This window comes from Paenibacillus sp. strain BS8-2 (assembly GCF_054483835.1).
This window is the reverse complement of the sequence record NZ_CM137010.1, coordinates 1,797,913-1,824,573: the sequence shown is the minus strand read 5'-3', so window position 1 is coordinate 1,824,573 and position 26,661 is coordinate 1,797,913. Positions and strand designations below refer to the sequence as shown.

23 protein-coding genes are annotated in these 26,661 nt (G+C 51.7%); 19 read left to right on the top strand and 4 right to left on the bottom strand.

The window, feature by feature from the left end; translation table 11 throughout:
* Positions 1-107 precede the first annotated feature (107 nt).
* The 13 genes from ACX1C1_RS08035 to ACX1C1_RS07975 all read left to right on the top strand — a co-directional run bounded on the left by ACX1C1_RS08035 (position 108) and on the right by ACX1C1_RS07975 (position 12,600).
* Positions 108-992 (top strand): carbohydrate ABC transporter permease, encoded by an 885-nt coding sequence (locus ACX1C1_RS08035; protein ID WP_458956582.1) that lies wholly within the window; start codon positions 108-110, stop codon positions 990-992.
* The gene (locus ACX1C1_RS08030) at positions 992-1,822 is read left to right on the top strand and encodes a carbohydrate ABC transporter permease (RefSeq protein WP_458956581.1); all 831 of its coding nucleotides are present in this window, start codon (positions 992-994) and stop codon (positions 1,820-1,822) included. The genes ACX1C1_RS08035 and ACX1C1_RS08030 overlap by 1 nt, the downstream gene beginning before the upstream one ends.
* Positions 1,823-1,946: 124 nt before the next feature.
* Positions 1,947-2,867 (top strand): GntR family transcriptional regulator YhfZ, encoded by a 921-nt coding sequence (gene yhfZ / locus ACX1C1_RS08025; protein ID WP_458956580.1) that lies wholly within the window; start codon positions 1,947-1,949, stop codon positions 2,865-2,867.
* Positions 2,868-2,897: 30 nt separating this feature from the next.
* Positions 2,898-3,257 (top strand): hypothetical protein, encoded by a 360-nt coding sequence (locus ACX1C1_RS08020; protein ID WP_458956579.1) that lies wholly within the window; start codon positions 2,898-2,900, stop codon positions 3,255-3,257.
* A complete protein-coding gene (locus ACX1C1_RS08015) occupies positions 3,258-3,623 on the top strand; it encodes a DUF2620 family protein (RefSeq protein ID WP_458956578.1) in 366 nt (121 codons plus the stop codon). It begins immediately after the preceding gene.
* Complete coding sequence (locus ACX1C1_RS08010; protein WP_458957628.1) at positions 3,620-4,999, top strand: YhfT family protein; 1,380 nt, start codon at positions 3,620-3,622, stop codon at positions 4,997-4,999. The genes ACX1C1_RS08015 and ACX1C1_RS08010 overlap by 4 nt, the downstream gene beginning before the upstream one ends.
* Positions 5,000-5,031: 32 nt before the next feature.
* Positions 5,032-5,937 (top strand): phosphotriesterase family protein, encoded by a 906-nt coding sequence (locus ACX1C1_RS08005; protein WP_458956577.1) that lies wholly within the window; start codon positions 5,032-5,034, stop codon positions 5,935-5,937.
* 51 nt (positions 5,938-5,988) lie between these two features.
* The gene (locus ACX1C1_RS08000; RefSeq protein ID WP_458956576.1) at positions 5,989-7,158 is read left to right on the top strand and encodes a YhfX family PLP-dependent enzyme; all 1,170 of its coding nucleotides are present in this window, start codon (positions 5,989-5,991) and stop codon (positions 7,156-7,158) included.
* Positions 7,151-8,374 (top strand): phosphopentomutase, encoded by a 1,224-nt coding sequence (locus tag ACX1C1_RS07995; protein ID WP_458956575.1) that lies wholly within the window; start codon positions 7,151-7,153, stop codon positions 8,372-8,374. The genes ACX1C1_RS08000 and ACX1C1_RS07995 overlap by 8 nt, the downstream gene beginning before the upstream one ends.
* 88 nt (positions 8,375-8,462) lie before the next feature.
* On the top strand, positions 8,463-8,720 hold the full coding sequence (locus tag ACX1C1_RS07990; protein ID WP_458956574.1) for an HPr family phosphocarrier protein: 258 nt from the start codon (positions 8,463-8,465) through the stop codon (positions 8,718-8,720).
* 41 nt (positions 8,721-8,761) lie between these two features.
* Positions 8,762-10,489 carry a phosphoenolpyruvate--protein phosphotransferase gene (ptsP, locus tag ACX1C1_RS07985; protein ID WP_458956573.1) on the top strand — a complete coding sequence of 576 codons (1,728 nt, stop codon included), beginning with the start codon at positions 8,762-8,764 and terminating at the stop codon, positions 10,487-10,489.
* Between the two features lie 675 nt (positions 10,490-11,164).
* Entirely contained in the window at positions 11,165-11,686 is a 522-nt protein-coding gene (locus ACX1C1_RS07980) for a MerR family transcriptional regulator (RefSeq protein ID WP_458956572.1), read from the top strand.
* Positions 11,683-12,600, top strand: a complete 918-nt coding sequence (locus ACX1C1_RS07975) for an SRPBCC family protein (protein ID WP_458956571.1) — start codon at positions 11,683-11,685, stop codon at positions 12,598-12,600. Before ACX1C1_RS07980 ends, ACX1C1_RS07975 begins: the two co-directional genes overlap by 4 nt.
* 101 nt (positions 12,601-12,701) lie before the next feature.
* On the opposite strand, the gene ACX1C1_RS07970 is transcribed toward ACX1C1_RS07975, so the two are convergent.
* The 4 genes from ACX1C1_RS07970 to ACX1C1_RS07955 all read right to left on the bottom strand — a co-directional run bounded on the left by ACX1C1_RS07970 (position 12,702) and on the right by ACX1C1_RS07955 (position 17,818).
* A complete protein-coding gene (locus tag ACX1C1_RS07970) occupies positions 12,702-13,562 on the bottom strand; it encodes an alpha/beta fold hydrolase (RefSeq protein WP_458956570.1) in 861 nt (286 codons plus the stop codon).
* 471 nt (positions 13,563-14,033) lie between these two features.
* Positions 14,034-14,453 carry a hypothetical protein gene (locus tag ACX1C1_RS07965; RefSeq protein ID WP_458956569.1) on the bottom strand — a complete coding sequence of 140 codons (420 nt, stop codon included), beginning with the start codon at positions 14,451-14,453 and terminating at the stop codon, positions 14,034-14,036.
* A gap of 55 nt (positions 14,454-14,508) precedes the next feature.
* Positions 14,509-15,705 carry a ParM/StbA family protein gene (locus ACX1C1_RS07960; protein ID WP_458956568.1) on the bottom strand — a complete coding sequence of 399 codons (1,197 nt, stop codon included), beginning with the start codon at positions 15,703-15,705 and terminating at the stop codon, positions 14,509-14,511.
* A 307-nt stretch (positions 15,706-16,012) separates the two neighbouring features.
* Positions 16,013-17,818: a cache domain-containing sensor histidine kinase gene (locus ACX1C1_RS07955; RefSeq protein WP_458956567.1), complete on the bottom strand. Its 1,806-nt coding sequence runs from the start codon at positions 17,816-17,818 to the stop codon at positions 16,013-16,015.
* 187 nt (positions 17,819-18,005) lie between these two features.
* On the opposite strand from ACX1C1_RS07955, the gene ACX1C1_RS07950 reads away from it, so the two are divergent.
* The 6 genes from ACX1C1_RS07950 to ACX1C1_RS07925 all read left to right on the top strand — a co-directional run bounded on the left by ACX1C1_RS07950 (position 18,006) and on the right by ACX1C1_RS07925 (position 26,529).
* On the top strand, positions 18,006-19,382 hold the full coding sequence (locus tag ACX1C1_RS07950) for a carbohydrate ABC transporter substrate-binding protein (RefSeq protein WP_458956566.1): 1,377 nt from the start codon (positions 18,006-18,008) through the stop codon (positions 19,380-19,382).
* 166 nt (positions 19,383-19,548) lie between these two features.
* A complete protein-coding gene (locus ACX1C1_RS07945) occupies positions 19,549-20,931 on the top strand; it encodes an ABC transporter substrate-binding protein (protein WP_458956565.1) in 1,383 nt (460 codons plus the stop codon).
* Between the two features lie 96 nt (positions 20,932-21,027).
* The gene (locus ACX1C1_RS07940) at positions 21,028-21,939 is read left to right on the top strand and encodes a carbohydrate ABC transporter permease (RefSeq protein ID WP_458956564.1); all 912 of its coding nucleotides are present in this window, start codon (positions 21,028-21,030) and stop codon (positions 21,937-21,939) included.
* A gap of 15 nt (positions 21,940-21,954) precedes the next feature.
* On the top strand, positions 21,955-22,770 hold the full coding sequence (locus ACX1C1_RS07935) for a carbohydrate ABC transporter permease (protein WP_458956563.1): 816 nt from the start codon (positions 21,955-21,957) through the stop codon (positions 22,768-22,770).
* Between the two features lie 55 nt (positions 22,771-22,825).
* On the top strand, positions 22,826-24,493 hold the full coding sequence (locus tag ACX1C1_RS07930) for a response regulator transcription factor (protein WP_458957627.1): 1,668 nt from the start codon (positions 22,826-22,828) through the stop codon (positions 24,491-24,493).
* A complete protein-coding gene (locus ACX1C1_RS07925; protein ID WP_458956562.1) occupies positions 24,493-26,529 on the top strand; it encodes a DUF5107 domain-containing protein in 2,037 nt (678 codons plus the stop codon). The genes ACX1C1_RS07930 and ACX1C1_RS07925 overlap by 1 nt, the downstream gene beginning before the upstream one ends.
* The last annotated feature ends 132 nt before the right edge of the window (positions 26,530-26,661 follow it).

Here is a 26,661-nt window from a genome sequence, read left to right as displayed (position 1 = left end):
AACAAGCTGTTCATGCATATCGGCGGCAATCATGATGACCAGGTTGCCGTCCGCTGCCGTCGCCATACGGCCGGACGGCATCCCAACCTGGTGCAGGAGATGAAATTATGTTCAAAGTGTATCGGAACTTCAAAGCCTACTTCCTATTCGTCATTCCAGCACTTTTGCTCTACCTGGTTTTCTACTTAACACCTTTGTTCCAATCACTTGTCTATTCGGTCACGAATTGGAACGGCATTAACGATCCTGTATTCAATGGGATAGACAACTTCGTCAAGGCGATGGACGATGAGAAATTCTGGATTTCCTTCCGGAACAATCTCTACTTCGTAGGTTTCTCGGTCTTCATCCAGATCCCGGTGATCGTGTTCATTGCGATTCTCATTAGCGGGATGAAGAGAATGCTGAATTTCTACAAGCTGACGGTTTTCCTGCCGAGTATCTTGTCGACCGCCTCCGTCGCGATCATCTGGAAGTTTATCTTCGCTCCAGAAGCCGGGCTGCTGAATCAAATGCTTCGGGCCATTGGACTTGAGTCATGGACGAGGTTGTGGCTAGGCGACAAATCGACTGCCATCTGGGCTGTCATTGTAACCAACGGTTGGCAGTGGACCGGTTTCTATGTTGTCCTTATGCTTGCTGCAATCTTTGCTATTCCGAAGGAAATCCTGGAGGCCGGCGAGATCGACGGTGCCGTAGGCTGGCGGAAGGCATGGTTCCTAACGATTCCGCTCATCCAGCCCGTCATTGCGGTGTCCCTGCTCTTATCCGTCACTGGCGCGATGAAGGCGCTCGATATCGTTCTGATTATGACCAAAGGCGGTCCGTTCGGCAGCACTGAGCTTATGGCTACGTATATGTACAAGCAAGCCTACAGTCTCAATGACTTCGGATATGCCAATGCGATTGCTATTATTATTGCGCTCTTTACCGCTCTATTGTCGATCGTGCTTCAATTATTCAACAATCGTTCCAAGGGGGGAGAAGGATAATGAAGGCAAAGCCCAAACACACTTACGCTTGGCATCTCGTTCTGGCGGCTTACGTCCTTGTTGTTCTTTATCCACTGTTGTTCGTCGTCTTGTCATCCCTCAAGAACAACACGGAGCTATTCAATAGCCCTTGGAGTCTTCCGGCCAAGCTTGACCTTAGTAACTATGCCAATGTGCTCTCGAATTCATTGATCTGGAGAAACTTCGCCAACAGTATTGTGGTCGGAGGCATCGCTACGATTGCAACGATTCTGCTGTCGACAGCCATCGCCTATGCATTGACGAGGATGGCCTTCAAAAAGCTGAATAAGCTGGTTTACGGTCTGCTTCTGCTGTCGCTGCTTATCCCGCCAGCATCGTTGCTCATTCCGCTTTATATTCTCATTCAGGACTTCGGGCTTTACAATACACATCTTGCGCTCATTATTCCGTATGCAGCCTTCGGCATTCCGTTGTCCGTCTTCGTCGTCAGCGCATTCCTGAAATCGCTGCCTATGGAGCTTGAAGAAGCTGGCATCATGGATGGACTGACCATCTACGGATTGTTAGGCAGAATTGTCATCCCTTTGACGCTGCCCACGCTTGTTACGATCTTTATCCTGAACTTTATTAATAACTGGAACGAATACATTATGGCCAACTTGTTCCTCTCCAGCCAAGAGCTTCGTACGATGCCCGTCATGGTCGTCGCCTATGCCGACAAATTCAACATGAATTATGGAGCTTTGACGGCTTCGATCGCCATTAGCGTAGCGCCAGTCATTCTGATCTATGGCTTCTTCCAGCGCAGTATTATTGAGGGCGTGACGGCCGGCAGTGTGAAGGGCTAAGCCCGCAATCCGCTTTACATGGCTAAAGTCGTTCCGATATAATGAAGTATTGCCAATATACAATTATATGTACTTTAGGAAGCGGCTTTATTAACGGAACTATGAATCAATTGGAGCGAGCGATATGAAGAGTAGGCTGTATCAGAAAAGCGGGATGGTCATTATGTATCTGGCCCGCATGTTCATGAGCAAGAAAAAGGGCGACCGCATCGAAACCGTCTCGGAATACGAGAAGGAGCTCGGCTACGCTCGCGGGACGATCCAGAATGCGCTTGCCGTATTGAAGTCGGACGGCGCCGTCGTACTCGAGAGCAGAGGCCATGTTGGTACGTTCATTCAAGATATCGACTACCGGAAGGTTTGGTCCTATACCGGGATCGACTTCATTATGGGCGCGATGCCGCTCCCGTATTCGAAGCTGTACGAAGGGTTCGCTACTGGCTTGTACAAGACAGCCGAGCTCCATAATATCGATCTCAACATGGCTTATGTCAGGGGCGCCAGCGTGCGGATTCAGATGCTGCTGAAGGGCGCATACGACTTCGTCGTTGTCTCCAAGCTCGCTGCCAAGCAAGCGATCGAGGACGGACTTGAGGTCGAGATTGATCAAGCCTTCGGCGTCAGCTCCTATCTGTCCGAGCATGTCATCATGTTCTCGGATCCCGCATCTGACGCTATCACAGACGGCATGTCCGTCGGCATCGATCCGAAGTCCATCGACCAGCAGCATATTACGAAGCTGTTATGCGCCGGCAAGCAAATAAAACTGGTGGAGATGCCTTACAATCAGATCGTCAAGAGCATTCAGAATCGCGTGATTGATGCCGGTGTCTGGAACCTTGATGAGATCAAGGAGAAAGAAATCAACGTACCGTACCGGAGCATTGCCGCGAATGAATACTTCGCCGAAGCGACGGAAGCTGTTATTCTGACCGCAAAGAACAATCGAGGTCTCAATCATATTTTGCGAGATATGCTGGAGATTGAGACTGTGCTTGAATATCAGAGAAAAGTGATCAACTACGATATCGATCCGAGCTATTGATCGGATTAGAAGAAAGGAGCTGTCCACCCGATGCTTGACGAACGAATAGAGCTCATGTACGAATCCGGTCAAGTCGACCAGGATACGTATGAACGGACACCAGCCTTGCTGCGGCAAGTGGAGTCAAAGCTGGCTATTCAGCTGTCCGAGGAGAACGGGGGCTCGTTCACCTCTCATCTGATGAAGGCCATCGAACGCGTCAAGACGAATCAGGCCGTGGCTTCTTGCTCGGATGCATTGCTTGCCCAAGCGACTTCGAACCTGCCGTTATTCACCTTCTCCATCGAGCTTCTGGCTCCATTTAATACCCATCAAGCGGATCTGGAAGCGGAAGCCGCGTTTATCGCAAGTTACTTATTAGGGATGACAGAGGAAGAGGAGACGGTGTAGATGATTCGAATCGTAATTGCCGGTCTGCAGAAGGACAGAATTGAACGTTGCGCGAAGGAAGCCGGCGGGGAGCACATCAGCACGCTAGTGACGACAGATATGGATGCCGCGCGCAAGGTGAAGAACGGCGATGCCGATTATTATATCGGCGCATGTAATTCCGGAGGCGGAGCGGCACTGTCCATCGCCATCGGTCTGCTCGGCTACGGCCGCTGCGCCACTGTTGCGAAGAACGGCAGCAAACCCGATCCTGTACAGATTGATACACTCGTAAGCAAGGGCACCATCGCTTTCGGCATTGCAGAGGAGAGCATTGAGCAAGCGGTTGCCTTCGTCGTACAGAGCATCCTGAAGAAACATCAATAGCGGCTTCTGAAGCTGGCATAGAGGAGGAAGGGCAGCTGCTTCCTTTCACGATAGGTCCTATCCTTGTCATTACATGTCTTACGGCGTTGGTGGCACTCGCCGCACATCTGGGCAGAGCCGTCTTCCATGATGGCGTGCGTCCCATCATGCCCGAGCTCATCGAAGGCAGAATGGAGCGGCGCGAGCTTGCATCCATCGCCTCTGGTCTCAGCATGGGCTTTATCACTAGCGTAGGCATAACGTTCGCGATCTCCTTCCAAATGCTCAATCCATGGCTGCTGTTCCTCCCTGCCGACATCATCGGCATTATGGCGAGGCGGTGGTGGATTGCCCTGCTCGGTGGAGCGATATGGGGACTTGCGGCTATAGCTGGTCTAAGCGGACTGCTTGCTGTCCTCGCGGATTTGCCCGTCGATATGATTGGCGCACTCAGTGCATTCGGCTCGCCTGTACTTGGCGCAATTGCGGCCTATCCATTGCTCGCCATTCTGCAGCAGTTCAAGTGGCGCAGCGCTCTGATCAGCACCGCGGTTGTGTTCATTGTTATTGTTACTTGCACCCAGTTAACCGATCTTGGACAGCTATCCTTGCTCGCGATTACGACGCTCACTTCCTTCTTGCTCCTGATCGGCTTCGTGGTTCGTCAAGAGCTTAAGAGCAGACGACAACGCCGTCTGAATGGTGAGCGTTCGCCTGAGACAGAGGTCGAGGTCGATGAAGAAACCGAAGCCGAGCAACTGAAGCAGTGGCGTACCATCAAACGATCATTGCCCTTATTCATGGCGATTGGCGCCTGCGCAGCACTCGCTTCTCATCTCGGCATATTCGCCGGCACGGACGTGTCGCTGCCATTCCTCCAAGAGGTATGGGGGCAGGACGGCCAAGGCGGCGATAGCGGCTTCCTTGCAGCAGCAGCCGTCGATACGGTCCGACTGCTCAGCTTCGTCCCTTTGCTCGCCGTTACCGCCTTAGCTACTGGCGTACACGGTGTTGCAGGCTTAATGCTGATGTTCCCCATCGGCTACCTGTCGCCGAATCCGCTTGTCGCAGCAGTGCTCGGCGCAGCGGTCATGGCGCTTGAGGTGCTCGCGCTTCGCCGTATCGTAGGCTGGCTGACGCGATATCCGCATCTGCGCGAAGCTTCGGATTATATGAGATCGGCTATGAATGCGATGCTTGAGATCGGCTTCCTCATAGGAGGCGCGCTGGCTGTCCTGCGTATGGAGGGAGGCTCTCCAGGCATTGGACTCGTCTGCTTCCTCTTGTTGTACGCCGCCAATGAATCGCTTGGCCGCCCTGTCATGCGGGTTGCCATCGGTCCCGTGCTTGCGATTGCAACAGGCTTGATCTTAAATTTGGTTCACTATATCTCTTAATCACCGATGTTATTCGGTAGGAGGAACACCTCATGATGCTGCATACCGTAACGGGTCCAGTCGATCCCGCCGAATGGGGCGTGACGATGATTCATGAACATCTTATATTCGATCTGACCGGTATCCGCAATGATGCCGACTCCTCCCTAACCAGGCAGGATGTCGCCCACGAGATCACGGATTTGAAGCAGAGCGGCTGCAGCGCGATCGTCGAAGTTTCCAATATGGGCATGGGGCGCGATGCGCTCGGTCTGTATGAACTCTCTATCGAGACAGGGATGTCGATCATTGCGTCTACCGGCTTCTATAAGGAAGTCCACTACCCCCCTGTCGTGTTCGAACACGATGCGGCCGCACTCGCTGAGCTGTTCGTACACGATATTAGGGTCGGAATGGATGGCTCATCTGTCAAAGCAGGACTAATCGCAGAGATTGGCAGCAGCTTAAACGAAGTGACCGCAGCAGAAGCAAAGGTATTCGAGGCGGCGGCGCTCGCGCATCATGCGACGGGAGCTCCCATCAGTACCCACTGCGAGATCGGAACGATGGGAAGCAGCCAGCTTGCCCTCTTCGATCGGCATGGCGTTGATCTCTCCCGTATTTCGTTCGGTCACCAGGATTTGAACCTGGACTTGGATGAGCAGATTCTGCTGCTTCGCAGCGGCGCCTGCATCCAATTCGATACGATCGGCAAGCTCGCTTACCGCTCGGATGAGGACCGTGCGCTTAATCTGATCCGGCTGCTCGAAAAGGGCTTCGTTAAGCAATTAATGTTGTCTTGCGATATAACCAGAAAATCTCATTTGCTAAGTAACCGCGGCTACGGCTATCGCTATTTGTTCGACAGCTTTATCCCGCGATTGAAGCAGCTTGGCGTCACCGATGGGATGCTAACACAGATGCTTACGCATAATCCAAGAACCTTCTTGGCCTTCTAATCCCTTATTCAGCAGGGAAATACGTTTGGATGTAAGGAGATCGCTATGTTCTTGTCAAAAACGGTGGAAAGAAACGCCGCATTAGTTCACTATGCGATCGAGCTGCACCAATCAGGACAGATTATGCCAGACACGTATGTCATTGATTTGGACGCAGTAATGAGCAATGCGGACGTCATGCTGCAGGAAGCGAGCCGATACAATATCCAGCTGCTGTTCATGACGAAACAATTCGGGCGGAACCCGATTATATCCAAGGCACTCGCCTCTCTCGGCTTCCAGGGTGCGGTAGCCGTCGACTACCGCGAAGCGGAGACGCTCCATCACTTCGGCATCCCTCTCGCCCATGTCGGTCATCTCGTCCAGACGCCAACACGGATGATGGAGGATGTCGTCAAGATGGCACCCGATTGGATGACGATCTATTCGGTGGACAAAGCGAAGGAGTTATCCGATGTTTGTAGACGACTTGGCATCACGCAGAACATTCTGCTCCGTGTGATCGATCATGCCGATACGCTGTATCCCGGTCAATATGGCGGATTCAAGCTCAATGAACTGGCCGAGCATGTGGAGCAGCTGCTTAAAATTCCGAATATTCGGATAAATGGTCTAACTTCTTTCCCTTGTTTCTTATACGACCCTGCAATCGGCGACATTGTCCCGACGCCTAATGTAGATACGCTTCATAAGGCGAAGGCATTGTTGGAGACACGATTCGGCATCCAGATCGAGCATATGAATATGCCATCCGCTACCTGCACACACACGATCTCGCAGATTAGCGCGTTAGGCGGCACGCATGGCGAGCCTGGGCATGGTTTGTTAGGCACAACGCCGATGCATGCAGCAACGGATCTAGCCGAGCGCCCTGCTATTGTCTATGTAAGCGAAGTATCCCATCAGCTCGATGATCGGAGCTACTGCTACGGCGGCGGTTATTACCAGCGCACGCTGGTAAAAGAGGCGGTTGTTGCCTCCGGCAACAACTCTTATGTGCGAAGTGTCATTCACTCACCCTCTCCGCATTCGATTGATTACCACTTCGAGATGGAGGGCAAGCATCCCGTCGGGCAGACCGTCATTATGGCGTTCCGCACACAGATCTTTGTCACTCGAAGTCTGGTAGCCGTTGTTGCCGGTCTCTCCACAGGCCGCCCTCAGCTGCTCGGCGTGCATGACAGCCAAGGAAAACCTTGTCTGGAGGTCAGTTATGGGTAGATTTATCGTCATCGTGCTGGACAGCTTCGGCGTAGGCGCGATGGATGACGTTCCTCATGTAAGACCGCAGGATATCGGCGCCAATACATGCCTTCACATTCTCCAGCATGTCGATGGTCTCGAGCTGCCGACGCTTAGAGAGCTTGGCCTTATGAACGCGCTCGGCGAAGAGCTTGGCGAGATGCGGTATTCTCCGCAAGCGGTATATGGGACAGCCGAATTAATGCACCATGGGGCAGATACATTCTACGGACATCAGGAAATCATGGGTACGATACCGCAATTGCCGTTATTCCAGCCCTTTAGCGAGGTTGTGCTTGAGGTGCAAGCTGCGTTGCTCGTTGCTGGATACGAGGCCTCCTTCGTTCAGGCGGGGGGTCAACTCCTATTAACCGTCGACAATTGCGTTGCAATCGGCGACAATCTGGAGACAGACGCAGGCCAAGTCTATAATGTATCGGGTTGTCTGGATGTCGTCTCCTTCGAGGAGATCGTCGCCATTGCCCGAATCGTGCGCAATGTTGCTCGGGTCTCTCGCGTTATCGCCCTAGGAGGCGAAGCCATCCCCTTCTCGGAGCTGATTGCGGCTGCCGACTCACGAGAGGAAGGTCGATATGCCGGCATAGACACGCCAATGTCCGGTCTGTACCGACAAGGCTATCAAGTCGTGCATCTCGGATATGGCGTAGACGCATCAGTGCAGCTGCCTACCCTGCTCGGTCAAGCAGGCATCGACGTATCGCTGATCGGGAAGGTCGCGGACATCGTCGAGAACCCGCATGGCGCTCTATGGCCAGGCGTGGAGACCGAGCCGCTGTTCGAGCGATTGTTCGCTGAATGCGAACGAATACAACACGGGTTTATCTGCTTGAATATACAGGAGACCGATCTTGCCGGCCATGCGGAGGATGTCCACCGCTATGCCAACCGGCTGCAGGTTTCGGACCATGCGATCGGCATGCTCCTCCCTCGGCTGCGCGACGACGACATCCTCATCGTGACTGCAGACCACGGCAATGACCCTACAATCGGGCATAGCCGGCATACAAGGGAGAACGTCCCGCTGCTTATTCGGTGCCAGAGTCAGAGCCCGCGCCGGTCGAGTATGAACTTGGGGCGACTCAGCACGATGTCCGATCTAGCAGCAACGGCCGCAGAATATTTTAATATCGCCAAACCAGCCAATGGACGCTCCTTCTTGTCTCGTCTCCGCTGAGCGCTGGACCACGATCATGGCCGGGAAATTGGCAGCTTACAATCGCGATACATTGAACGTCATTGAACGATATAAAGGAGACATTGATATGGAGCAATCATTTACTGTCTTGAATCCGTCCGGTATCCATGCCAGGCCTGCTAATCTCATTATGGAGAAGGCTCATGCCTTCACAAGTACGATTACATTACGTACGGAAACTAGATCTGCTAACGCAAGGAGCATGGTAAGCCTCCTGAAGCTAAGCGCCAAGCAAGGCGATCAGGTCATCGTTGCCGCAGAGGGCGATGATGCCGAAGCAGCGGTGCGCGCAATTGGCGCCATTATTCAGAGCGACAAGGAATAAGCGAGTCACGATTTATTGGGCTCCCAAAGGAGAGGCACTGTATGGAATGGCAAGGAATCGCCGCATCAGCAGGTTATGCAATCGGCAGAGCTCATGTACTTGAAGAGCGAACCGTCATCGTGGCGCGCAGGCAGCTTGCGGCTCATGAGATTGAGGGTGAGGTTACACGTCTGTCCCAAGCCGCAGAACGCGCTTCGCTCGAAGTGCAAGCCATCCGGTCCCAGGCGGCTGCCGCAGGGAAAGATGAACAGGCAGCTATCTTCGCCACACATCTGTCACTGCTCGTGGATCCGGAATATATGGGTGAAGCAATTGAGCGTATTCGGCAAGAAACGTTAAACGCAGAGGCTGCTTTGCAAGACGTAACCGATGAGCTCGTCGATCTATTCGGCAGCCTTGATAATCCACTGCTGCAAGAACGCTGTGCCGATCTCCGCGACATTCAGTCTCGGCTGCTCGCCCAGCTTCGGGGAGAGAGTGGTCCTGCTCTCGTGTTTGCAGAGCCGGTCATCCTGATTGGCAATGATATTACACCATCCGTTACTGCTCAACTGGATCGTGCGCATGTGCTCGGATTTGCGCTTGAGACTGGGGGAACGACCTCCCACTCCGCCATCATTGCCCGTTCTGCCGGCATCCCTGCCGTCGCAGGCTTGCAGCATTTGTTAGCCGGAGTTAGCACGGGCGATCTCGTCATTCTCGATGGATATTCGGGAACGATTCTCGTCCATCCGAACGCCGAGCAGCTGGATAAATATCGGAAGCTTGCGCAAGCCGATCACGAGCAGAAGGAACGGTATGCAGCCTTCAAGGATCGCCCTTCCCTAACGGCAGACGGTCATTCCGTACAGCTGGCTATCAATATTGCAGCCCCGAAGGAAGCAAGCAACGCAGCGAAGGTCGGTGCCCAAGGAATCGGACTGTTCCGATCAGAGTTTCTATTCATGAATCGGAACGAGAGCCCGTCCGAGGAGGAGCAGTTCGAAGCGTATAAGACGGCTGCTCTGGCTGTGAAGCCTGGCGATCCCATCATTATTCGCACGCTGGATGCGGGCGGCGATAAGGATGTCCCTTATCTGCAGCAGACCCGCGAAGACAATCCGTTCCTCGGATACCGCGCCATCCGTCTCTGCTTGAACGAAGCCTATATCCCGATGTTCAAGCAGCAGCTGAGAGCGATATTGCGGGCAAGCGCCTTCGGCAACGTAAAGCTTATGTACCCAATGATCTCTACGCTTCAAGAGCTTCGGGATGCGAACCGACTGCTGCAAGAAGCAAAAGATGAACTCGACATACTCGGGGGGTCTTATCGTTCCGATATGGAAGTTGGCGTGATGATCGAAGTGCCCGCCGCAGCTCTGATTGCCGACAAGCTGGCGAAGGAAGTACATTTCTTCAGCATTGGCACCAATGATCTTGTCCAATACACGATGGCTGCCGATCGAATGAACAAGCAGGTTGCTTACTTGTCCGAGCCGCTTAATCCGGCTGTTCTGCGACTGATCCAGCTCGTCATCACTGCCGCGCATCAAGAAGGCCGGTGGGTGGGCATGTGCGGCGAGATGGCTGGCCAGCTCTCGGCCATTCCTATTCTGCTCGGGCTCGGACTCGACGAATTCAGCATGAGTCCGTCCATGGTGCTTCCCGCCAGAGAGCTGATTTCCCGCTTGCACAAGGGCGAGATGCAAGCTTTGGCGCAGCAGGTTCTGCAATTGGACACCGCGCAGGAGATCGAACAATATGTTCGGGAGCGAGTGGCCCTGTCCTGAGCCTGAGCTTGAGCCCGAGCCTGAGCCCTAGCGGCAAATACAGCGGTAGACGACTTTGTTAACAGAGTAATCGTCTGCCGCTACTTTGATTTCTTCGGAGCTTTATATCGAGCGAAAAAAGGAGGAGGGGGAAGGAAGGAGGAAGGAGGAACAACTAATCCTGCATTATATACATCAACCTCGGCTGCAAAACTCGCATATACGAGGATTCCTGCATTTTGTGCATCTTTTTTGCGCCGTCTCCCCTATTCGCCTCTCCTGAGACTGTTATTCCTGCAGCAAATACATCAATCGTTCCTATTGGAGCACAACTCGTAGAATATTACTGTACAAATTACATCATTTCTCCCATTACTTACCTCTCATTACTTCTCATTACCTCCCATTCCCCCATTCCCTCCACAACAAAAACGCTTTGCGCACCTTTCCTATCATACATTTAAGGTATTGGTCACTTTTCACTTGGAAATGTAATGCATTAGGCAATCGAGCTGCACAATTTCATTACGCTGCCCTGCTGCATCTACGATAAACTCAAACATGCATAGTCATGCCAAAAACATAAACTCTCCTATATTTGAGAAATTTGAGAAAAGCACTTGCACCTTACGTTACGTAAGGTTTTATAATGAGGTTACCGGTGATCAAGCTAGCGACAAAGAACGGAGATGATTCATGAAACGATATTGGAAGGTCGGCGATTTGGCGAAGCTAACAGGACTGACGGTACGAACGCTGCGGTTCTACGACCAGATCGGGTTGCTCTCGCCGTCGACCGCCACGGAATCGGGACATCGGCTCTACGACGACGAGGATTTATCGCTGCTCTATCGAATTGTTTCGCTAAAGGAGCTCGGCTTATCGCTCGATGAAATAAAGGCGGCGCTGACAGGCCGCGGAATCGATCCGCTTGAGGTTGTCGATCTCCAAATGGAGCGTGCGCAAGAGCAAATCAGGCGGCAGCAGAAGCTGCTGGATCAGCTCCGGCATGTGTCCAAGCTCATGAAGGGCAAGCAGCAGGTTACAGTTGAAGATTTCACTACGCTTCTACAAGCAATGAAAAACGACTACGAGAAGCCGATCTTGAATCGTCGGCAAAGCTGGGAGAACCATTTTGGCCTGCTGGGGATGTTCTTGGCGGGCAAGGCTGACCAAACTAACCATATAAACGCAGAAAACAAGGAGGATGAAGTATGAACAAGAAGTTTGTAAACCATGGAACATTTGTCATCGATAAGACGTATCCGGCATCCCGGGAGCAAGTGTACGAAGCAATGGCTAACGCTGAAGCCAAAGCACGTTGGTTTACCAAACCTGAAGTGTTCGAATTCCGGGTAGGCGGCAGAGAATTCAGCAGCGGCGAATCGCCGGACGGCGGATTGTTCACCTTCGATGCGACCTATCAGGAGATTGTGCCACTTGAACGGATCGTATATACGTACGTGCTCGACCTTAATGGTCTGCGCTTCTCCGTATCCATAACTACCATCGAACTCTCCGATGTGGACGGTGGTACGAAGCTGACCTTCACGGAGCAAGGCGCCTTCTTTGATGGACTGGATGCGATCGAAAATCGGGAGCATGGCTCGAAGGAGCTGTTGGAGCTGCTTGGCAAGTCGCTTGCTGAGAACGGGGACATGGCTGCTGCGGAGATGGAGGACGACACGACGATAACTCCCGGTAAGTGGGAGTATGCTCACGCTCGCTGGTATGACTTCTCGCAAGAAGAGGTGTACCGGGCTTGGTCACAGCCGGAGCTGTTAACGAAGTGGTTCGGCCCGAATGGCTTCACGAGCACATTCAGCGAGTTTGATTTCCGCGAAGGCGGCTTCTGGCGTTTTACCTTCCATGGACCGGACGGCACGGATTATGCCAATGAGCACAAGTTCATCGAGATACAGCCCGGGGAGCGTATCGTATTCGACCATCTAGGTGCTCCCGAGTTCCGGTTGACGGCGACCTTTACCGAGCAGGGCGGACGAACGCGTGTTACGTTCCGTCAACAATTTAAGGACGAGAACGTATTCGAATCCGTGAGGTCGTTCTGCCCGGATAGCAACGAGCAGAATCTGGACCGTCTTCAAGCTCTCCTGGAGGGACAGCGCGTATAGGCATTGCGGGGACTGAACCCATACAATCCACGGAAACGGCCTAAGAATATGCGTGTATTCTTAGGCCTCTCTCGAAAGCGGCGGTTGGCGCTGCATGTCTATTAGCTGTTATTATTACGTGCCAAAAAGGAGAGCAATGCGTCATCGAACTCAGCAGCATGCTTGCCTATCCATATCAGATGTCCCCATGAATCGAGCATACAAACCTCAGACTCCGGAATCAGCGCCTTCGCATGTTCAGGATGAGCTTGGGAAACCGAACTATCGTTCCAGCTATGCATGATCAACGTTCGTGATTGAATGGCCGTCAATTCCTTCGTATAGTCACATTGAGTTTGTTCCAGATCAATCAAGAAACCTGAATAAGAGCGCTGCCGGTTATTCATCTTGAGAAATGCTTCCGTGGATTGCTCGTCAATCCGTTTCCGGACTTCCGAATATGGGATCTTAGAGAAGGATGATGCCATCATTCTGAAAGTTAGCTTGGGAAATATATTATTCATCCATGCAAGCAGCTTCCATGTTCGTTTCTCGGTGTCAGGATGAAACATACGTCTCGCGATTTTATATTCTTTATCCTCTTGTGTAAGCCATGGTTTCGTAATTGCACACTGGAGCGTAAAACTGGCGATTCGTTCTGGAAACATGGAGCAGAAGGTGATCCCTGTCGGTCCCCCTGCGGATACCGCAACCACATGAACCTTATCGAGGTTCAAATGGGCTAATAATTGATGATACAGGTCACAGGCTTGCCTCAAATCCGCAATCGGGGATGTTTGCCTGTATCCCGCTCTAGAGGGTGTGATAATGGCGTATCCAGAGGCTAACAATGCCTCGTAACCAAATTCCTCCAGACAACCGGAATGACCGCCATGGAACAACAATATAGGCGTTCCTTTCCCGGTAACCGAATATTCCAACCTATGTGGTCCGGAACTAAATATTTGAATTTCACGTTGCATGGGGCACGCTCCTCTTATCTACTTACAATGCGATACGATTTATTCGATTAGAATCCACCTCCAATTGTACCACCAACATTCGATATGTCTAACAATAAATGTAAATTCATGCAGTCCGATTAGATAAAATGCAGCAATACAAGGTACTACCGAGCATGACGAAGTCTTGCTCAGACCTCCTGCACATGACCAAGTCACACTTCGTCATACCGAGTAGGACAAAGTATGACCTGACCCTGCCAAGCGTTACTCCGATATCGCCTCGGCATTGTTGTTTGAAAAAACGACAAAAATTTGCCGCCACCTTCTCTACACAAAAACATTCATGGTCTATCGTCCGCAACGCAACCCGTGCACGAAAGTTTACTTCCTCAGAATAATAGGAATAAGACATGCCAAAAAACACCTAGCACGCTAGGCGTTATCTATTGGCATGACTGCGGATAAAAGGAACGATGCCTGCTCGTACCGCTAACTCCATGCTTCGATATCGGCAGCATCGATCATGTCTTCCATCTCTTCCGCTTCTGTCTCGATATCCTCTGTCTCGACTACTTCCGCAGCCGCGGCCATCTGTCCCGCTCCGTTATGAACGGACTGAATGGCGGCAAGATGTACAACATCCCGGGGTGCTGCATATATCCCTGCCGCCAGCGGCTGCGCGGCTGACCGATCTAACCGCTCAAGCGACAGCTCTGCCAAGCCGTTCCGCTCCGCAGGGATGCAGGCCTGCAAGTTTCGAACGCCATGTGACGAAATTTCCCTCTCCACCAAATAGCGTAAAGAATCCATTAGATTAGTCTGAGAATTAAGCCAGTCCATAATGAGTGGATGCTCGTTTTTCTTCGTCTTGAGGCTCAGGTTATCGCCAGGCTGCTTGACCTTCTTCATTTGTAATCACCTGCCCGCATCCTTATCCGTATAGGGGTCCATCCCGGAACCCATGTTATGCCGGTTGAACCACTTTGCCTTTAAGCGCCTCATAGATTTTGCCCCGTACGAAGGCATCCAGCCCCATCGCATTCATCTTAACCGCATAGTCGGCCGGCACGTACAAGAGCAAAATTTCCCTCTCGTCGCATAATTCCTTCAGATACGGATACAGCACGGAGCGCATCAAGATGCTGCCGCCGCCATAGACGCAGATCAGATCGACCTCGTTGCGCGCTTTGGTCAACTGCCGTTTCGCCTGCTGCACGATTTGTTTCACTTGGCTCTCCAGCGGTCTCTTCAATGTGTTAAGCGCACGGGCGTGGTATTTGTGCTTCGGATTCTTAATGACATCGCTAAAAAATTGCCTTGGGCTGTCCGGCAGATGGATCAACCGGTTAAACTCCGGCAACGCCTCCTCGATCGCGTACCCGGCGCCGTGATGGCTGCCATGCACGAATTGGCGCAGGAACTTGTTGCCCTCTGTTATGGGATATTCCGTCGAACCGTCGCCGATATCGATATGCAGAATTCGTTTGTCCTTGAAATAACTGCCGTTGAACTTGTTCTCCATCCCGTACGACTCCGAGAAATGATCGAACAGCTCGCCCTGCCGCCAATTGCCTTCCGCATCCTTCTGCAGCGTAAAGATAACCGGCGTCGCTTCCGGCACAACCTTCACGAACGGGAACGACAGCTTCACCGACGATCGCTGAATGCCCAAGTGGACGGTAACGTGATGGACGCCACCCGTAAATCTGCGCTCGAATCGCGCCGCGGACTCGTCGGTATGCTGCGTTACCGGAAGAGCCGTGGCCATATCGACCTCCACTTGTACCTGCTCCGGGATTGCGCCGCTCTCTTCGTACGCTCGTTGTACAGCAACAGCGGCGATTTGCGCCAATGTGTTGACGACAGGCAGATCCATGTCGCTTTTCATATCGATGCCAATCTGGATATTATCGATCACTTCTCCGCTCTCGAGAGCAAACTTCCCAATATAATACATCCCTGGCCTGACGGCAGGAGAGTCAATGGTAACAACCAGCTGGTCCTGAAGCCCCTTCACGAAGCTCTCCGGCGACTGCTCTTCCCGCCACGGAAGCTCGTCCACTCTGCAATTCACGTTGGGCTGTGCGATTGCACGCCCATCTATAACAAGATCGTGCTCGCTGTTCCCGTTATCGTTCCCTACGAAGAAATGATAGTTCATCCTCATATTCCTCCTCGAAATAGGCATGGCTTGTCCGCCTTGATTCGTTCGCTTCCTGTCCCGGGTACTCACTCGGTATCCCTTAGTCATACTTTGCCATACCGTGCGCCGAGAAACATCGAGCCGAGGTCTATAGGTCCATTCCTTTTTTCTTGATCACATAATGTCGAGATCAAACGTATTAAGCGAAGTTTTCTTCACTTTGCGGAGAGAATGCTTCATCTGTCCTACGCTGAGATACGCAGCCATAACCCGCGGCCTATAGGCAGTCGAAACAGGCTGTCAACTTAACGATTTAATGATTGATCTAAACGTCCATTTCCGTAGCCGTATACATCTTCGGCATCTCGAGCGTCACAGTGGTCCCCTTGCCGACCGTACTATCAATCCGCAGTCCGAATTCGTTGCCGAAGCTGTAGCGGAGCCGCTCATCCACATTGGATATGCCAATGTTGGACAGCCGTCCCTCCGGCGACGAGGATTTTCCGTCCAGCAGACGATCGACGGTTTGCCGTTCCATGCCTTTGCCGTTATCCGAGACGGTCATTCGGAGCTTCTCCCCCTCCAGCTTGCAGCGAATTACAATCAGCAAGCTATGCTCAATGCCATCCTGAGCATGGATGATCGCATTCTCCACAATTGGCTGGAGGATGAACTTCGGTGTCAGGCACGTTTCCACGCCAGCCTCTAGTTCCACGGTGACGTCGAAGGTAGAGCCGTACCTAATCTTCTGAATCTCGACATAATTGTCAATGTTGCGTAATTCTTCTTTGATCGTTACATATTCCTTCTTGTCAACGATCGTGTTCCGCAGCAGCTCCGCCAGCGCGCTCAAGCCAATGCTGACGCTCTCCGCTTGACTGAGCTGCGCTGTCCATTTCAACGAATTAAGCGTGTTAAACAGGAAGTGGGGATTGATCTGCGCCTGCAGCATCTGCAGCTCGATCTCCCGTTTCTGCTGCTGCTCCAGCTTGGTCTGCTCGAGGAGCCCGTTGATTGTACCTACCATTTCATTAAACCTCTCCGAAAGGTGTCCAATTTCATCCTTGCTAGGATCGTTGATGGAAGTATTCAAGTTCCCTCGAATAATGCGCGAGGTCTGCTCCTCTAACACCATAAGCGGACGGTAGATGGAATTCGAGATAAGCAGCGCCAGTGTCAGCGACACAATCATAAGAATACCGCTCAGCAGAAAGATGTTTCGGCTAATGCTCTTCGTCTCGTGATTAAGGTAATCGTCGGATATCAAACTGACCAAATACCAGTCTGAATTGATATCGTAGCCATAAGACACGAGACGTTTCTCCCCGCCGATTGTTTCTTGAAACGCGGTTTCGCCGATCGCTTCATGCTTCCGAATCAGTGGCATCAGACCTTCGTCGGCAAACGGGCGATGCAAGGCGATTCCGGGATTGCGGCTGGAGATGACCGTGCCTTCACTGTTCACGATGAAGAGATCTGTACCCTCCCCCATATTGACGTCAGCGTACAACTGTTGAGAATACAAGGGTTCACTTATACTGATTACGATGTAGCCGATCGTTTTGCTCCAATCGTACAGGGAGACCATTTGGCGAGCGATGACCAGACATGGCTCTCCTTGCTCCGTTGTCAGATACGACCAAATATTGCCCCCGTCCGCGTCATCGATAACTTTGGTCAGCCGGCTAAATTCGGCATCGTTAATCGAGTTGTATCCCATATCATAAATGACGTTGCCTTCCGCGGATAACATTCGCACATTCCTAATATTCTGAAGCTGCTCAAGGCGGTCGCTCAGCAGCGTATTGATATACACATTCATCTCCCGTTTTGACAGCTCGTCCATACTGTTGTAATTCATCACATACCTTTGCACCTGTGCATTCAACATGATGGAATCATTCAGCCCGATGTACTTCTTATTCTCCAATTGCTCATTCTTGAGCAATTGTTTCATAATCTCCGCCGAATATGTACTGATCTTGGATTCGATCGCATCGCTAGTCTTCAAGTAAGAATACAAGCCTGACATCATAATCGGCACCGTAGTCAGAAGCAACAGAGCGAAAATCAGTCTCGACTTGATCCTTGTGCTTCTCAGCAGACCGTACAGCACGGACACCCCTCTCATCTCTGCGCACCCTCTATCTCCCATTATGTATCGTTTGCATCTCCAAAATGTCGCACACTTACCTTTCCTATGGCAAGACAAAGTTTCAAAACGCCTTTCCTAGGACGAATCTATCATTGCTTTTATGACTAGAGCGGCATTATAGTAGGAAAAACGACAAACCCAGCTGATCAGGGAGGTTGCCCAAATGTTTCGCAATCAAATATTATCGGTTGGGATGTTATGCGCTCTTGCTCTGACAGGATTGACCGGATGCAGTCTGACCCAAACGCCTCAGTCGACACCTCAACCGGTCAAGAACGCCTCCAGCGGCTTTGCAAAAAAGGAGCTGACCGTCGCTGTATTTGAAGGTGGTTACGGCAAGAGTTATTGGGAAGAGGTCGTGCAACGGTTCGAAGCCGATTATCCAGGCGTGAACGTGACGCTAGTCGCCAATCCCAAAATTATGGATATTATCAAACCGATGACCTTATCTGGCAATCCTCCCGATTTCCTGTATGCGCCGGTAGCAGATGTGACCAATACGGTGCAAACCATGATCGGCAGCCAAACATTCATGGATTTGACAGAGCTGTTCGATAGTCCTGCGCTTGGCAAGGACGTGCCCCTTAAAGATATCATGATGGACGGTATACTAGAGTATGCCAAGCCCTACGGCGATCAGAAAATCTACATGGCTCCCAACTACGTAACGACAGAAGGTCTATGGTACAACAAAACGCTCTTTAAGGAAAAAGGCTGGATGCCGCCCCGCACGTGGGACGAGTTTTGGGCTCTAGGCGAAGTCGCCAAGCAGGAGGGAATCTCCTTATTGACGTACCCTGGCATCTATCCCAGTTATGTGGCTATTATCCTGTGGAATTCGCTTGCGTCAGCTACAGGGGGCACGGAACAGCTTGAAGCCATTATGCGGTATGAGAAGGGCTCCTTCGAAACAGAAGGCGTACGCAAGGTATTGAAGCAAATCCAACGTCTTGCGGATGAGAACGCTCTCATGCCTGGCACGGTAGTGCTTAACCATACGCAGGCGCAAACCGAATTTCTTCAGAATAAGGCGTTATTCATTCCGAATGGCAGCTGGTTCGAAGGCGAAATGAAGGAAGTCGAACGCGCTCCTGGTTTCGAATTCGGGTTTCTGCCAGTACTGACTTTTGCTCCAAACGATCCGCAATTCGCCCGTATCAGCTTCGAGGCTATGTTCATTCCGAAGAAGGCGAAGAATCCGGAGCTCGCGAAGGAGTTCATCAAGTACCAGTACCGCGACGATATTGTTCGGTTAAATGCTGAGAAATCAACAGGCGTCATCGCGATCAAGAACGGCGCTGAGCTGGCCAAGGACATATTGCCGGCATCCGTTTATAATGCTGTAACGGTATTCAATCGCGGTGTGAAGCCGTTCTTGTTCGTATGGCAGACAACCCCGCCTGCGCCGATGAATATTACCGATGAAGTGTTTGAGTCAGTCAATACCGTTATAAAGGGTGATATGACAATCGATCAGTGGATCGAACATGTGGAGAACACGTTTGCCCGGCATCGAGCATTGCTGCAAGAGGTCCATTAAAGTTCCATAATAATTACGAAAGACGCCAAAATAGTTGGCGTCTTTTCCTTTGTCAGCACACTAATGCATGACAAACTGTACAAAATCGTTTAGGTACTGTCCAAGATCGTACATGTACCGGTCCAAGAGATGAGCGCTATACTTACAAAAAAGAGGAGGGTCTTTCATGAAAATAGCCAAAGCCGCAACACTTACGCTCGCCGCATCGCTAGTCTTGTTCGGGTGTTCCAACAGCACTAACGACCCGAACAACTCATCTGCATCGCCCGATTCCCAAGATCCGAGTTCCGCTCCGACGGAATCCGCCTCAAGCTCCAATCTATCAGGAGACGTCGTGTTCTGGTCCACATGGAGCGACCAAGAAGCGCAAGCCAAGGTTATCCAAGGCGCAGTCAAGGAATTTGAAGCCGCGCATCCAGACGTAAATGTCAACATCAAATTTGTCGGACGCGATATCAAGAACCTGATCAAACCTGCGCTGGATGGCGGAGAGAATATCGATCTGTTCGAAGGGGACCCTGCTAATTATTTCAACAGCTTAAAAGATCATTTGGCGAAGCTGGACGAATACTTAAACCAGCCTGCTCTCGACATGGAAGGCAAGACCATTGAGCAGTCCATTATCCCGAGTCTTATGAGTCTGACCAAGACGTTGTCCAATAAAGCCGGACTTGAGGAAGGCTATTATGCCGTGCCTCAGCAGCCGTTCGCCGTCCTGTTCTTCTATAACAAGGCTGTGTTCGAGAAAGCCGGCATCACCTCCGCTCCTGCGACCTGGGAGGAATTTATTGCTGCGAACGAGCTTATCAAGCAATCCGGTGTCGAGCCGATCACGTTCGACGACGCTTACCGCAGTCTGTTCATCGGCGGCTACCTCAGCAGCGCAATGGGCAGCGAATGGGTATCTCAGCTCGTGAATGACAAGACAGGCGAGATGTGGAAGGAACCGATCGTCCTGCAGTTCGCCAATGACATGATCACGATGAGGGAGAAGGGGTACTTCTCCAAGAAGATCGCGGGCAGCAAATATCCGGCCGCTCAACAAGATCTCGCTCTCGGTCAAGCAGCCACTTACCTGAACGGCACATGGCTGCCGAACGAAGTGGCCTCCACTACAGGTCCGGACTTCCGGTGGGGATCATTCCAGTTCCCTGTTGTGCCTAACGGCAACGGCAAGGGCGGACTCACCGAGTTGACGTACGGCACCAATGGTCTCATGGTGAACAAGAACAGCAAGAATAAAGAGGCCGCGGTAGAACTGATTAGATATTTGGTTAGCACCAAATCACAGCTAGGTATGTCCCAGCAAGCGCAAGCGATCCCGGCTACGATCAACACCGAATGGCCTGCAGCGCTGGCGGAAGCGAGTTCTGCCCTTGAACGTGCGGAAGTCAACGCACCATTTGGTTCTGGTATTTCGAGCAACCCCGACTTCTCCAAGAGTACTGTCTTTCCGATATTCATGGAGCTGATTACAGGCAAGATGAGCGCTGAAGAATATGTGTCCAAGATGATTGCAGAAGCAAAAAAATTCTATAGCGCGGGCTAAGAATCAGACGCGGCCATCCTGTGCAGCAATTCTCGCGGATTGCTGCACATGGCCGTTACAAGCCGTATTCTCGTACGACACCGGGAGGTAAACGACATGCGTATGAACAAATCCACCATTACATTATTCTTGCTGCCGGCTATCGCAATCTATTTGTGTATCTTTTTGTATCCAACTCTTCGCGCCTTTCTCCTGAGCTTCTTTGACATTCCGAATATTGCAAGTCGAATAAGCGACTGGTCCTTTATCGGCTTCGAGAACTACTGGAAGCTGCTTCACAATTCGTATTTCATGGGCTCGGCATGGAACGTATTCAAGATTTGGTTCTTTGGCGGCATAATCGTCATGATCTTCGCGTTCCTATTCGCAGCTATTCTAACCTCTGGCGTTAAGGGAAAAAGCTTCTGGCGATCGCTTATTTATTTGCCCAACACCATAACGCCCGTAGTCATGGCGGTTGTTTGGCTCCATTATATTTTCAACTCCAGCTACGGCTTTCTGACGACGTTCTTCCGGTCTATTGGCCTTGATTTCCTAGCAGATATTCAATGGACGAGCAACGATTATCTGTTCACTTCTATGTTAATCGCGTATTGCTTCGGCTCCATCGGCTACTTCATGTTGTTGCTGAACGCAGGCATGGAGCGAATTCCACATGATTACTACGAGGCTGCAGTGTTAGAGGGCGCGGGACCATTCACGAAATTTTTCAAAATTACACTGCCGCTCCTGCAAGAAGTATTCCGCATGACGCTAGTGCTCTGGACAACGTCAGCGATCAACTTCTTCGTCTGGTCGGCGACCTTCGGACAAGAGAACCCTGAGACCATGACCCCTGGCTTCTATATGTACCTCAAAGTGTTCGGCTCCGCGAGGGGCGTCTTTACGGAGGATGAATTCAATGTCGGAGCGGGCGCGACTGTCGGCGTCATTATTACGGTGTCCATACTCGTTATCTCGACCATAATCAATATGTTGTTCCGGCGCCAAGAGCGCCTCGAATACTAACCGGAGGATTGTGACATGGCCAATAAAATACGATACGTTCCACTATACCTCTGGCTGCTATTCTCGATTATTCTGTTTGGCTACGCCATACTGGCCTCGCTTAGCACGACACGAGGCATCTTCACCAACTCGTTGTTCGGTAGTGGCTTGCACTTCTCCAACTATAGTGTGTTATTCACGGATATGCAGATGGGGCGCTACTTCCTTAACAGTGTCACGTATACGGTTACCGCATGCCTCGGCATTCTCGTAGTCAGCGCGCCAGCCGCATACATTCTGGGCAGGGTCACGTTCTTCGGTCGCAGATTGCTGGAGACGATGTTCCTCTCCGCTATGTCTATACCGGCTTTGCTCATTACGATTCCGTTATTCACATTGTTTGTACAGCTGAAGCTGACCGGCTCGATTCTGACGCTCATCCTGATCTACATTTGTACGCATGTGCCTTTCAGCGTCTTCTTGCTCACGGGTTTCTTCTCCTCTATTCCGAAGGAATTGGAGGAATCCGCTGCGATCGATGGCTGCGGACCGATCAAATCTTTTATTAAGATTATGTTGCCCGTTGCGCAACCTGGACTCGTGACCATATCCATCTTCAACTTCATGGGGATCTGGAACGATTATATCTATGCGTTGATCTTCGCCAACGATCCGAAGACGCATACCCTGGCGCTAGCACTTCAATCCATCGTGTACGGCTTCTCCAACATCGGCAACTACTCCGGCATATTTGCAGCAGCTATGATCGTGTTCTTGCCGACGTTCGTGATATACATCTTCGTCTCCAACAAAATTGTATCCGGGATTACAATTGGAGCCGTAAAAGGATAAGTATCCATCTTGTCGAATTCATACGGGAGTCCATCCAGAGGGGGAATTCTTGAAGATGCTTCGGGTCATCATTGTGGACGATGAACGAGCCGTGCGAGTAGCTATGCGCACGATGATTCGGTGGGAGGAGAACGGCTTTGAGGTTGCCGGAACGGCCTCCGACGGTGTCCAGGCACTTAAGCTTATCGAAGAATCCTCAACGGATATCATCATTACCGATCTGAAGATGCCCAATATGAACGGCATCGAGCTGCTTCGCGAGCTTTCGCAACGAGGTTATGCAGGCAAAACACTCGTGCTCAGTAATCACGGAGATTACGAACTCGTTCGAGAAGCGATGAAAATCGGCGCCGTCGACTACCTGCTGAAGGTTACCCTTCGGCCGGACGATCTGCTTCAAGCGCTTCGCAATGCTGGTGAGCAATTGTCGCGGGACTGGGAAGACAAGGAACACCGTCTACGCATTCACCACGAGCTGATTGAGACGCAGCTCGAGAAACGAAATGCGGCTTGGAAGGAGCTCTTACAGGAGGACGACGCGCAGCTGCGGTATGCCGTTCGCGATGCGGAGCGTTGCTCCATTGTGCTTGATCAACTGAATGGTCACCTGCTCTACGTGACCATCGTTCAATATAAGCAGACACTTGCCACTGGCAAGCTTAAGAATAAGAAGCTCCTTCACTTCTCCGTCATGAACATCATTAAAGAAATCGTATCCAGTCAAACCGACATTGAACTGATCGATCTCGGCGAAGGACATTATGCAGCGCTGCTGCACGGCACTCGCTGGATCGATGACGAACCGGAATGCATGCAGCTCGCTTCCAATATTGTGAAGCTCATACGCACCTATCTGAACCTCGACGTCAATGTCACGATTAGCGGAAGGTTCGACGGACTGGCCCAGCTTCGCGAGCAGTATCGAAGCTGCAGACACGGTGCAGAAGCAACCTTTTATTCCAGTCCGGGAACAGTGTTGTTTGCTGCTGCCGTCGTGTTCGACGACGTGTTGACAGGTCTTCGCTTTCCACAGTGGTCAGCCGATGCCAAACACTCATTCGAAGAAGAAAACGCAGAGAAGCTGGCTTCTCTGCTTGATGCCATGCTGATCGAGATGACAGCAGCGAGATGCAAGCCCGAACTCGTCAAGAACGTATTTATTATTTTGTTCACCGACCTTGAGCATGTTGTGGCCAAATGGATGAAGCTGAACGGTACGTCCAGCGAGTTCATGATTACCCACCCATCCATGACTTCGCTCAAGCAGCGTATGATGAACGCCGGGTCGGCCGGGCAGCTGAAGGCGTCAGTCGACGAGGCGCTTCATCATGCAGAATCCTTATTGAAGGAAGTTAAGCGTCATAGCTGCCGCCGGGAAGTGCTGCAGGTCATCGACATTCTGCAGAAGCGGCTGGAGGACAAAATCACACTGGATATGCTCGCAACGAGCGTAAATGTAACGGAGAGCTATCTCTGCCGCATCTTCAAGCAGGATACCGGCAAGAGCATCTTCCAATATATGAACGAGCTCAAAATCAACCGAGCCATCGAGCTGTTGAAGCAACGCGACTCGCGCGTAAAGGAAGTCGCAGTATCCGTAGGCATAGACGACCCGTTCTACTTCAACCGGTTGTTCAAGAAGATGATCGGCTTAAGTCCGTCCGAATACCGAAAGAAAATGCTTGAAAACCATCCATTAAAGATAGAAGGAGATGACTCGTAATGGCTCTTTATCCATCCACTCTTCGAATCAACGGAGCCACGCTAGAAGGTTTCAATCCGCTTCCCATGTTCCGGAATCGCAACTGGCACCGGAAAGTACCGGACAACGGCACGCTATTGCCGGAGCACCGCGATAAGCTCGGCTACCAAACCGGCGAACGTTATTTGCCTTATCGCGTGCAGGATCGTTATTCCCGCCAGCTCGCGCCGCTCGAACTGGAAACAATCGTGCTCGAGAATGATAAGCTTCGCGCGACGTTTCTCCCTCAATACGGAGGGAGACTATATGCCTTGTACGACAAAGTACAGGAACGGGATATTCTATATACCAATCCCGTGCTTCGGCCAGGCAATCTAGCGATTCTCAACGCGTGGTTCTCCGGCGGAATCGAATGGAACATCGGTCAGCTCGGCCATACATTCGGCACCTGCTCCCCTATTCATGCCGCAAAATTAACCGACGCGGATGGAAATGCATTCCTTCGGATGTACGACTATGAACGATGCAAGAATGTATTCTGGCATCTGGACTTCCACTTGCCGCCAGGCTCTAACGAGCTGCTCCTGCACGTCCGAATTGTCAACGACAACTCAGAGTCGGTACCGATGTACTGGTGGACGAACATTGCAGCGAAGGAAACACCGCAGGCTCGGGTCTTCTCCGGAACGGACGAAGTTATTTATATCGATCATTCGATCAAGGGGTTTGGCCGCGGCAAGCTGCCCGTGCTGCCAACCGTGTCTGAGGCTGACGTTTCCTATCCGATGAACTTCCCTTTCTCGAACGAATATTTTTTCCAGACGCCGGATGATGATGTATCGCCGTGGGAAGCAGTCGCATATGAGGACGGAAGTATGTTCTATGAACGCTCCACCTCCCTGCTCCGCTATCGCAAAATGTTCTGCTGGGGCAATCATCCCGGTGGACGGCGCTGGTGCGACTTCCTTTCCGAGCCGGGTGAAGGCAACTATCTGGAAATTCAAGGCGGCTTTGCCCCGACTCAGCTCCATGGGCTCGACATGCCGGCGGGAAGCGAGTGGACATTTACGCAGGCCTTCGGCATGACCGATGTGGATGCCTCGCGCGCGATCGGTCCGGAATGGCAGGAAGCAAATCGTTATGCGCAAGGTCAAGTGGATAGCCGCCTGTCGGCAGAGATGTTGCTGTTGCTGCATGAGAAGCTGACGGATGAGAGTGCCAAAGTACCGGAAGAGATATTGTTCCAAGGCTCAAACTGGGGCGCACTGGAGCTGCGGCGCAGAACCAGGCTCGATCAGCGCGGAATTCCACAAGGGTTCGCCTTCCCGTTGCTTGCGCAGAATGGAGATAACGAGGAGACGGAAGACTGGCTAACGCTGCTGGAAGAAGGCAAGATGCCTGAGCGTGAACCCGGACAGCTTCCGCAGGCCTGGATGGTACAGGATGAATGGCTGGAGTTGCTGTCAAGCAGCCTTGCAACCACAGCGAATCGAAGCTGGAACGCCTACCTGCATCTAGGCGTGATGTTGTACGAGAGAGGACGCGAGGACGAAGCGCTCGCCGCCTGGAAGACCTCGCTCGAACTGCAGCCCTCTGTCTGGGCGTACCGTAATTTGGCCGAAGCGATGCGCATCGGAGGCAACCCCAGCGAAGCGTTACACTATTGGCAGAGCGCGCTGGCGCTGGCGCCTACCCTTCCAGATCAGGCTTTGTCCGAAGAATATATTCGCCTGCTGATTGAGGACAAGCAATACGAAGAGGCCTGGGCCTTCTATACTCTCCTTCCGGAGAAACAAAAGGCCGCAGACCGTATTCAGATCATTGTCGGCTCAGCGGCGCTGGAGCTGGATAAGGAGGCGTTTATTAACCGCCTGTTCCTGCAGGAGTTCGCGGTCATCCGCGAAGGCGAGTTGCTCATTATCGATTTGTGGTATGGTTACCACGCCAGGAAGCTGGCGAAGGATCGCGGCGAATCGTTCTCCGATCAGCATCTGGAGGAAGCGAGAGCGTCCTTCCCTCCGCCGAACAACATCGACTTCCGCGTTATCGGAGAGTAATAGCAAAGCAGTAGAGAGAGCATCCTTCAATAGGAAGGCAGATGAGCAATTATATTCACAAGCGTGCTGGTTGCCCGCTTAAGCCCAGAGTCACTGTGCATGAACAAGCTGCAAAGGTTGCTATCTCGGCCG

Bases quoted from the DNA above. Each gene is read 5' to 3' on its own strand.
- ACX1C1_RS08035 (WP_458956582.1), top strand. From the start codon at position 108: ATGTTCAAAGTGTATCGGAACTTCAAAGCCTACTTCCTATTCGTCATT.
- ACX1C1_RS07945 (WP_458956565.1), top strand. From the start codon at position 19,549: ATGAAAATAGCCAAAGCCGCAACACTTACGCTCGCCGCATCGCTAGTC.
- ACX1C1_RS07940 (WP_458956564.1), top strand. From the start codon at position 21,028: ATGCGTATGAACAAATCCACCATTACATTATTCTTGCTGCCGGCTATC.
- ACX1C1_RS07980 (WP_458956572.1), top strand. From the start codon at position 11,165: ATGAAACGATATTGGAAGGTCGGCGATTTGGCGAAGCTAACAGGACTG.
- ACX1C1_RS07990 (WP_458956574.1), top strand. From the start codon at position 8,463: ATGGAGCAATCATTTACTGTCTTGAATCCGTCCGGTATCCATGCCAGG.
- ACX1C1_RS08015 (WP_458956578.1), top strand. From the start codon at position 3,258: ATGATTCGAATCGTAATTGCCGGTCTGCAGAAGGACAGAATTGAACGT.
- ACX1C1_RS07995 (WP_458956575.1), top strand. From the start codon at position 7,151: ATGGGTAGATTTATCGTCATCGTGCTGGACAGCTTCGGCGTAGGCGCG.
- ACX1C1_RS08030 (WP_458956581.1), top strand. From the start codon at position 992: ATGAAGGCAAAGCCCAAACACACTTACGCTTGGCATCTCGTTCTGGCG.
- ACX1C1_RS07930 (WP_458957627.1), top strand. From the start codon at position 22,826: ATGCTTCGGGTCATCATTGTGGACGATGAACGAGCCGTGCGAGTAGCT.
- ACX1C1_RS07950 (WP_458956566.1), top strand. From the start codon at position 18,006: ATGTTTCGCAATCAAATATTATCGGTTGGGATGTTATGCGCTCTTGCT.
- ACX1C1_RS07925 (WP_458956562.1), top strand. From the start codon at position 24,493: ATGGCTCTTTATCCATCCACTCTTCGAATCAACGGAGCCACGCTAGAA.
- ACX1C1_RS07960 (WP_458956568.1), bottom strand. From the start codon at position 15,705: ATGAACTATCATTTCTTCGTAGGGAACGATAACGGGAACAGCGAGCAC.
- ACX1C1_RS07975 (WP_458956571.1), top strand. From the start codon at position 11,683: ATGAACAAGAAGTTTGTAAACCATGGAACATTTGTCATCGATAAGACG.
- ACX1C1_RS08020 (WP_458956579.1), top strand. From the start codon at position 2,898: ATGCTTGACGAACGAATAGAGCTCATGTACGAATCCGGTCAAGTCGAC.
- ACX1C1_RS07965 (WP_458956569.1), bottom strand. From the start codon at position 14,453: ATGAAGAAGGTCAAGCAGCCTGGCGATAACCTGAGCCTCAAGACGAAG.
- ACX1C1_RS08005 (WP_458956577.1), top strand. From the start codon at position 5,032: ATGATGCTGCATACCGTAACGGGTCCAGTCGATCCCGCCGAATGGGGC.
- yhfZ (WP_458956580.1), top strand. From the start codon at position 1,947: ATGAAGAGTAGGCTGTATCAGAAAAGCGGGATGGTCATTATGTATCTG.
- ptsP (WP_458956573.1), top strand. From the start codon at position 8,762: ATGGAATGGCAAGGAATCGCCGCATCAGCAGGTTATGCAATCGGCAGA.
- ACX1C1_RS07970 (WP_458956570.1), bottom strand. From the start codon at position 13,562: ATGCAACGTGAAATTCAAATATTTAGTTCCGGACCACATAGGTTGGAA.
- ACX1C1_RS07935 (WP_458956563.1), top strand. From the start codon at position 21,955: ATGGCCAATAAAATACGATACGTTCCACTATACCTCTGGCTGCTATTC.
- ACX1C1_RS07955 (WP_458956567.1), bottom strand. From the start codon at position 17,818: ATGAGAGGGGTGTCCGTGCTGTACGGTCTGCTGAGAAGCACAAGGATC.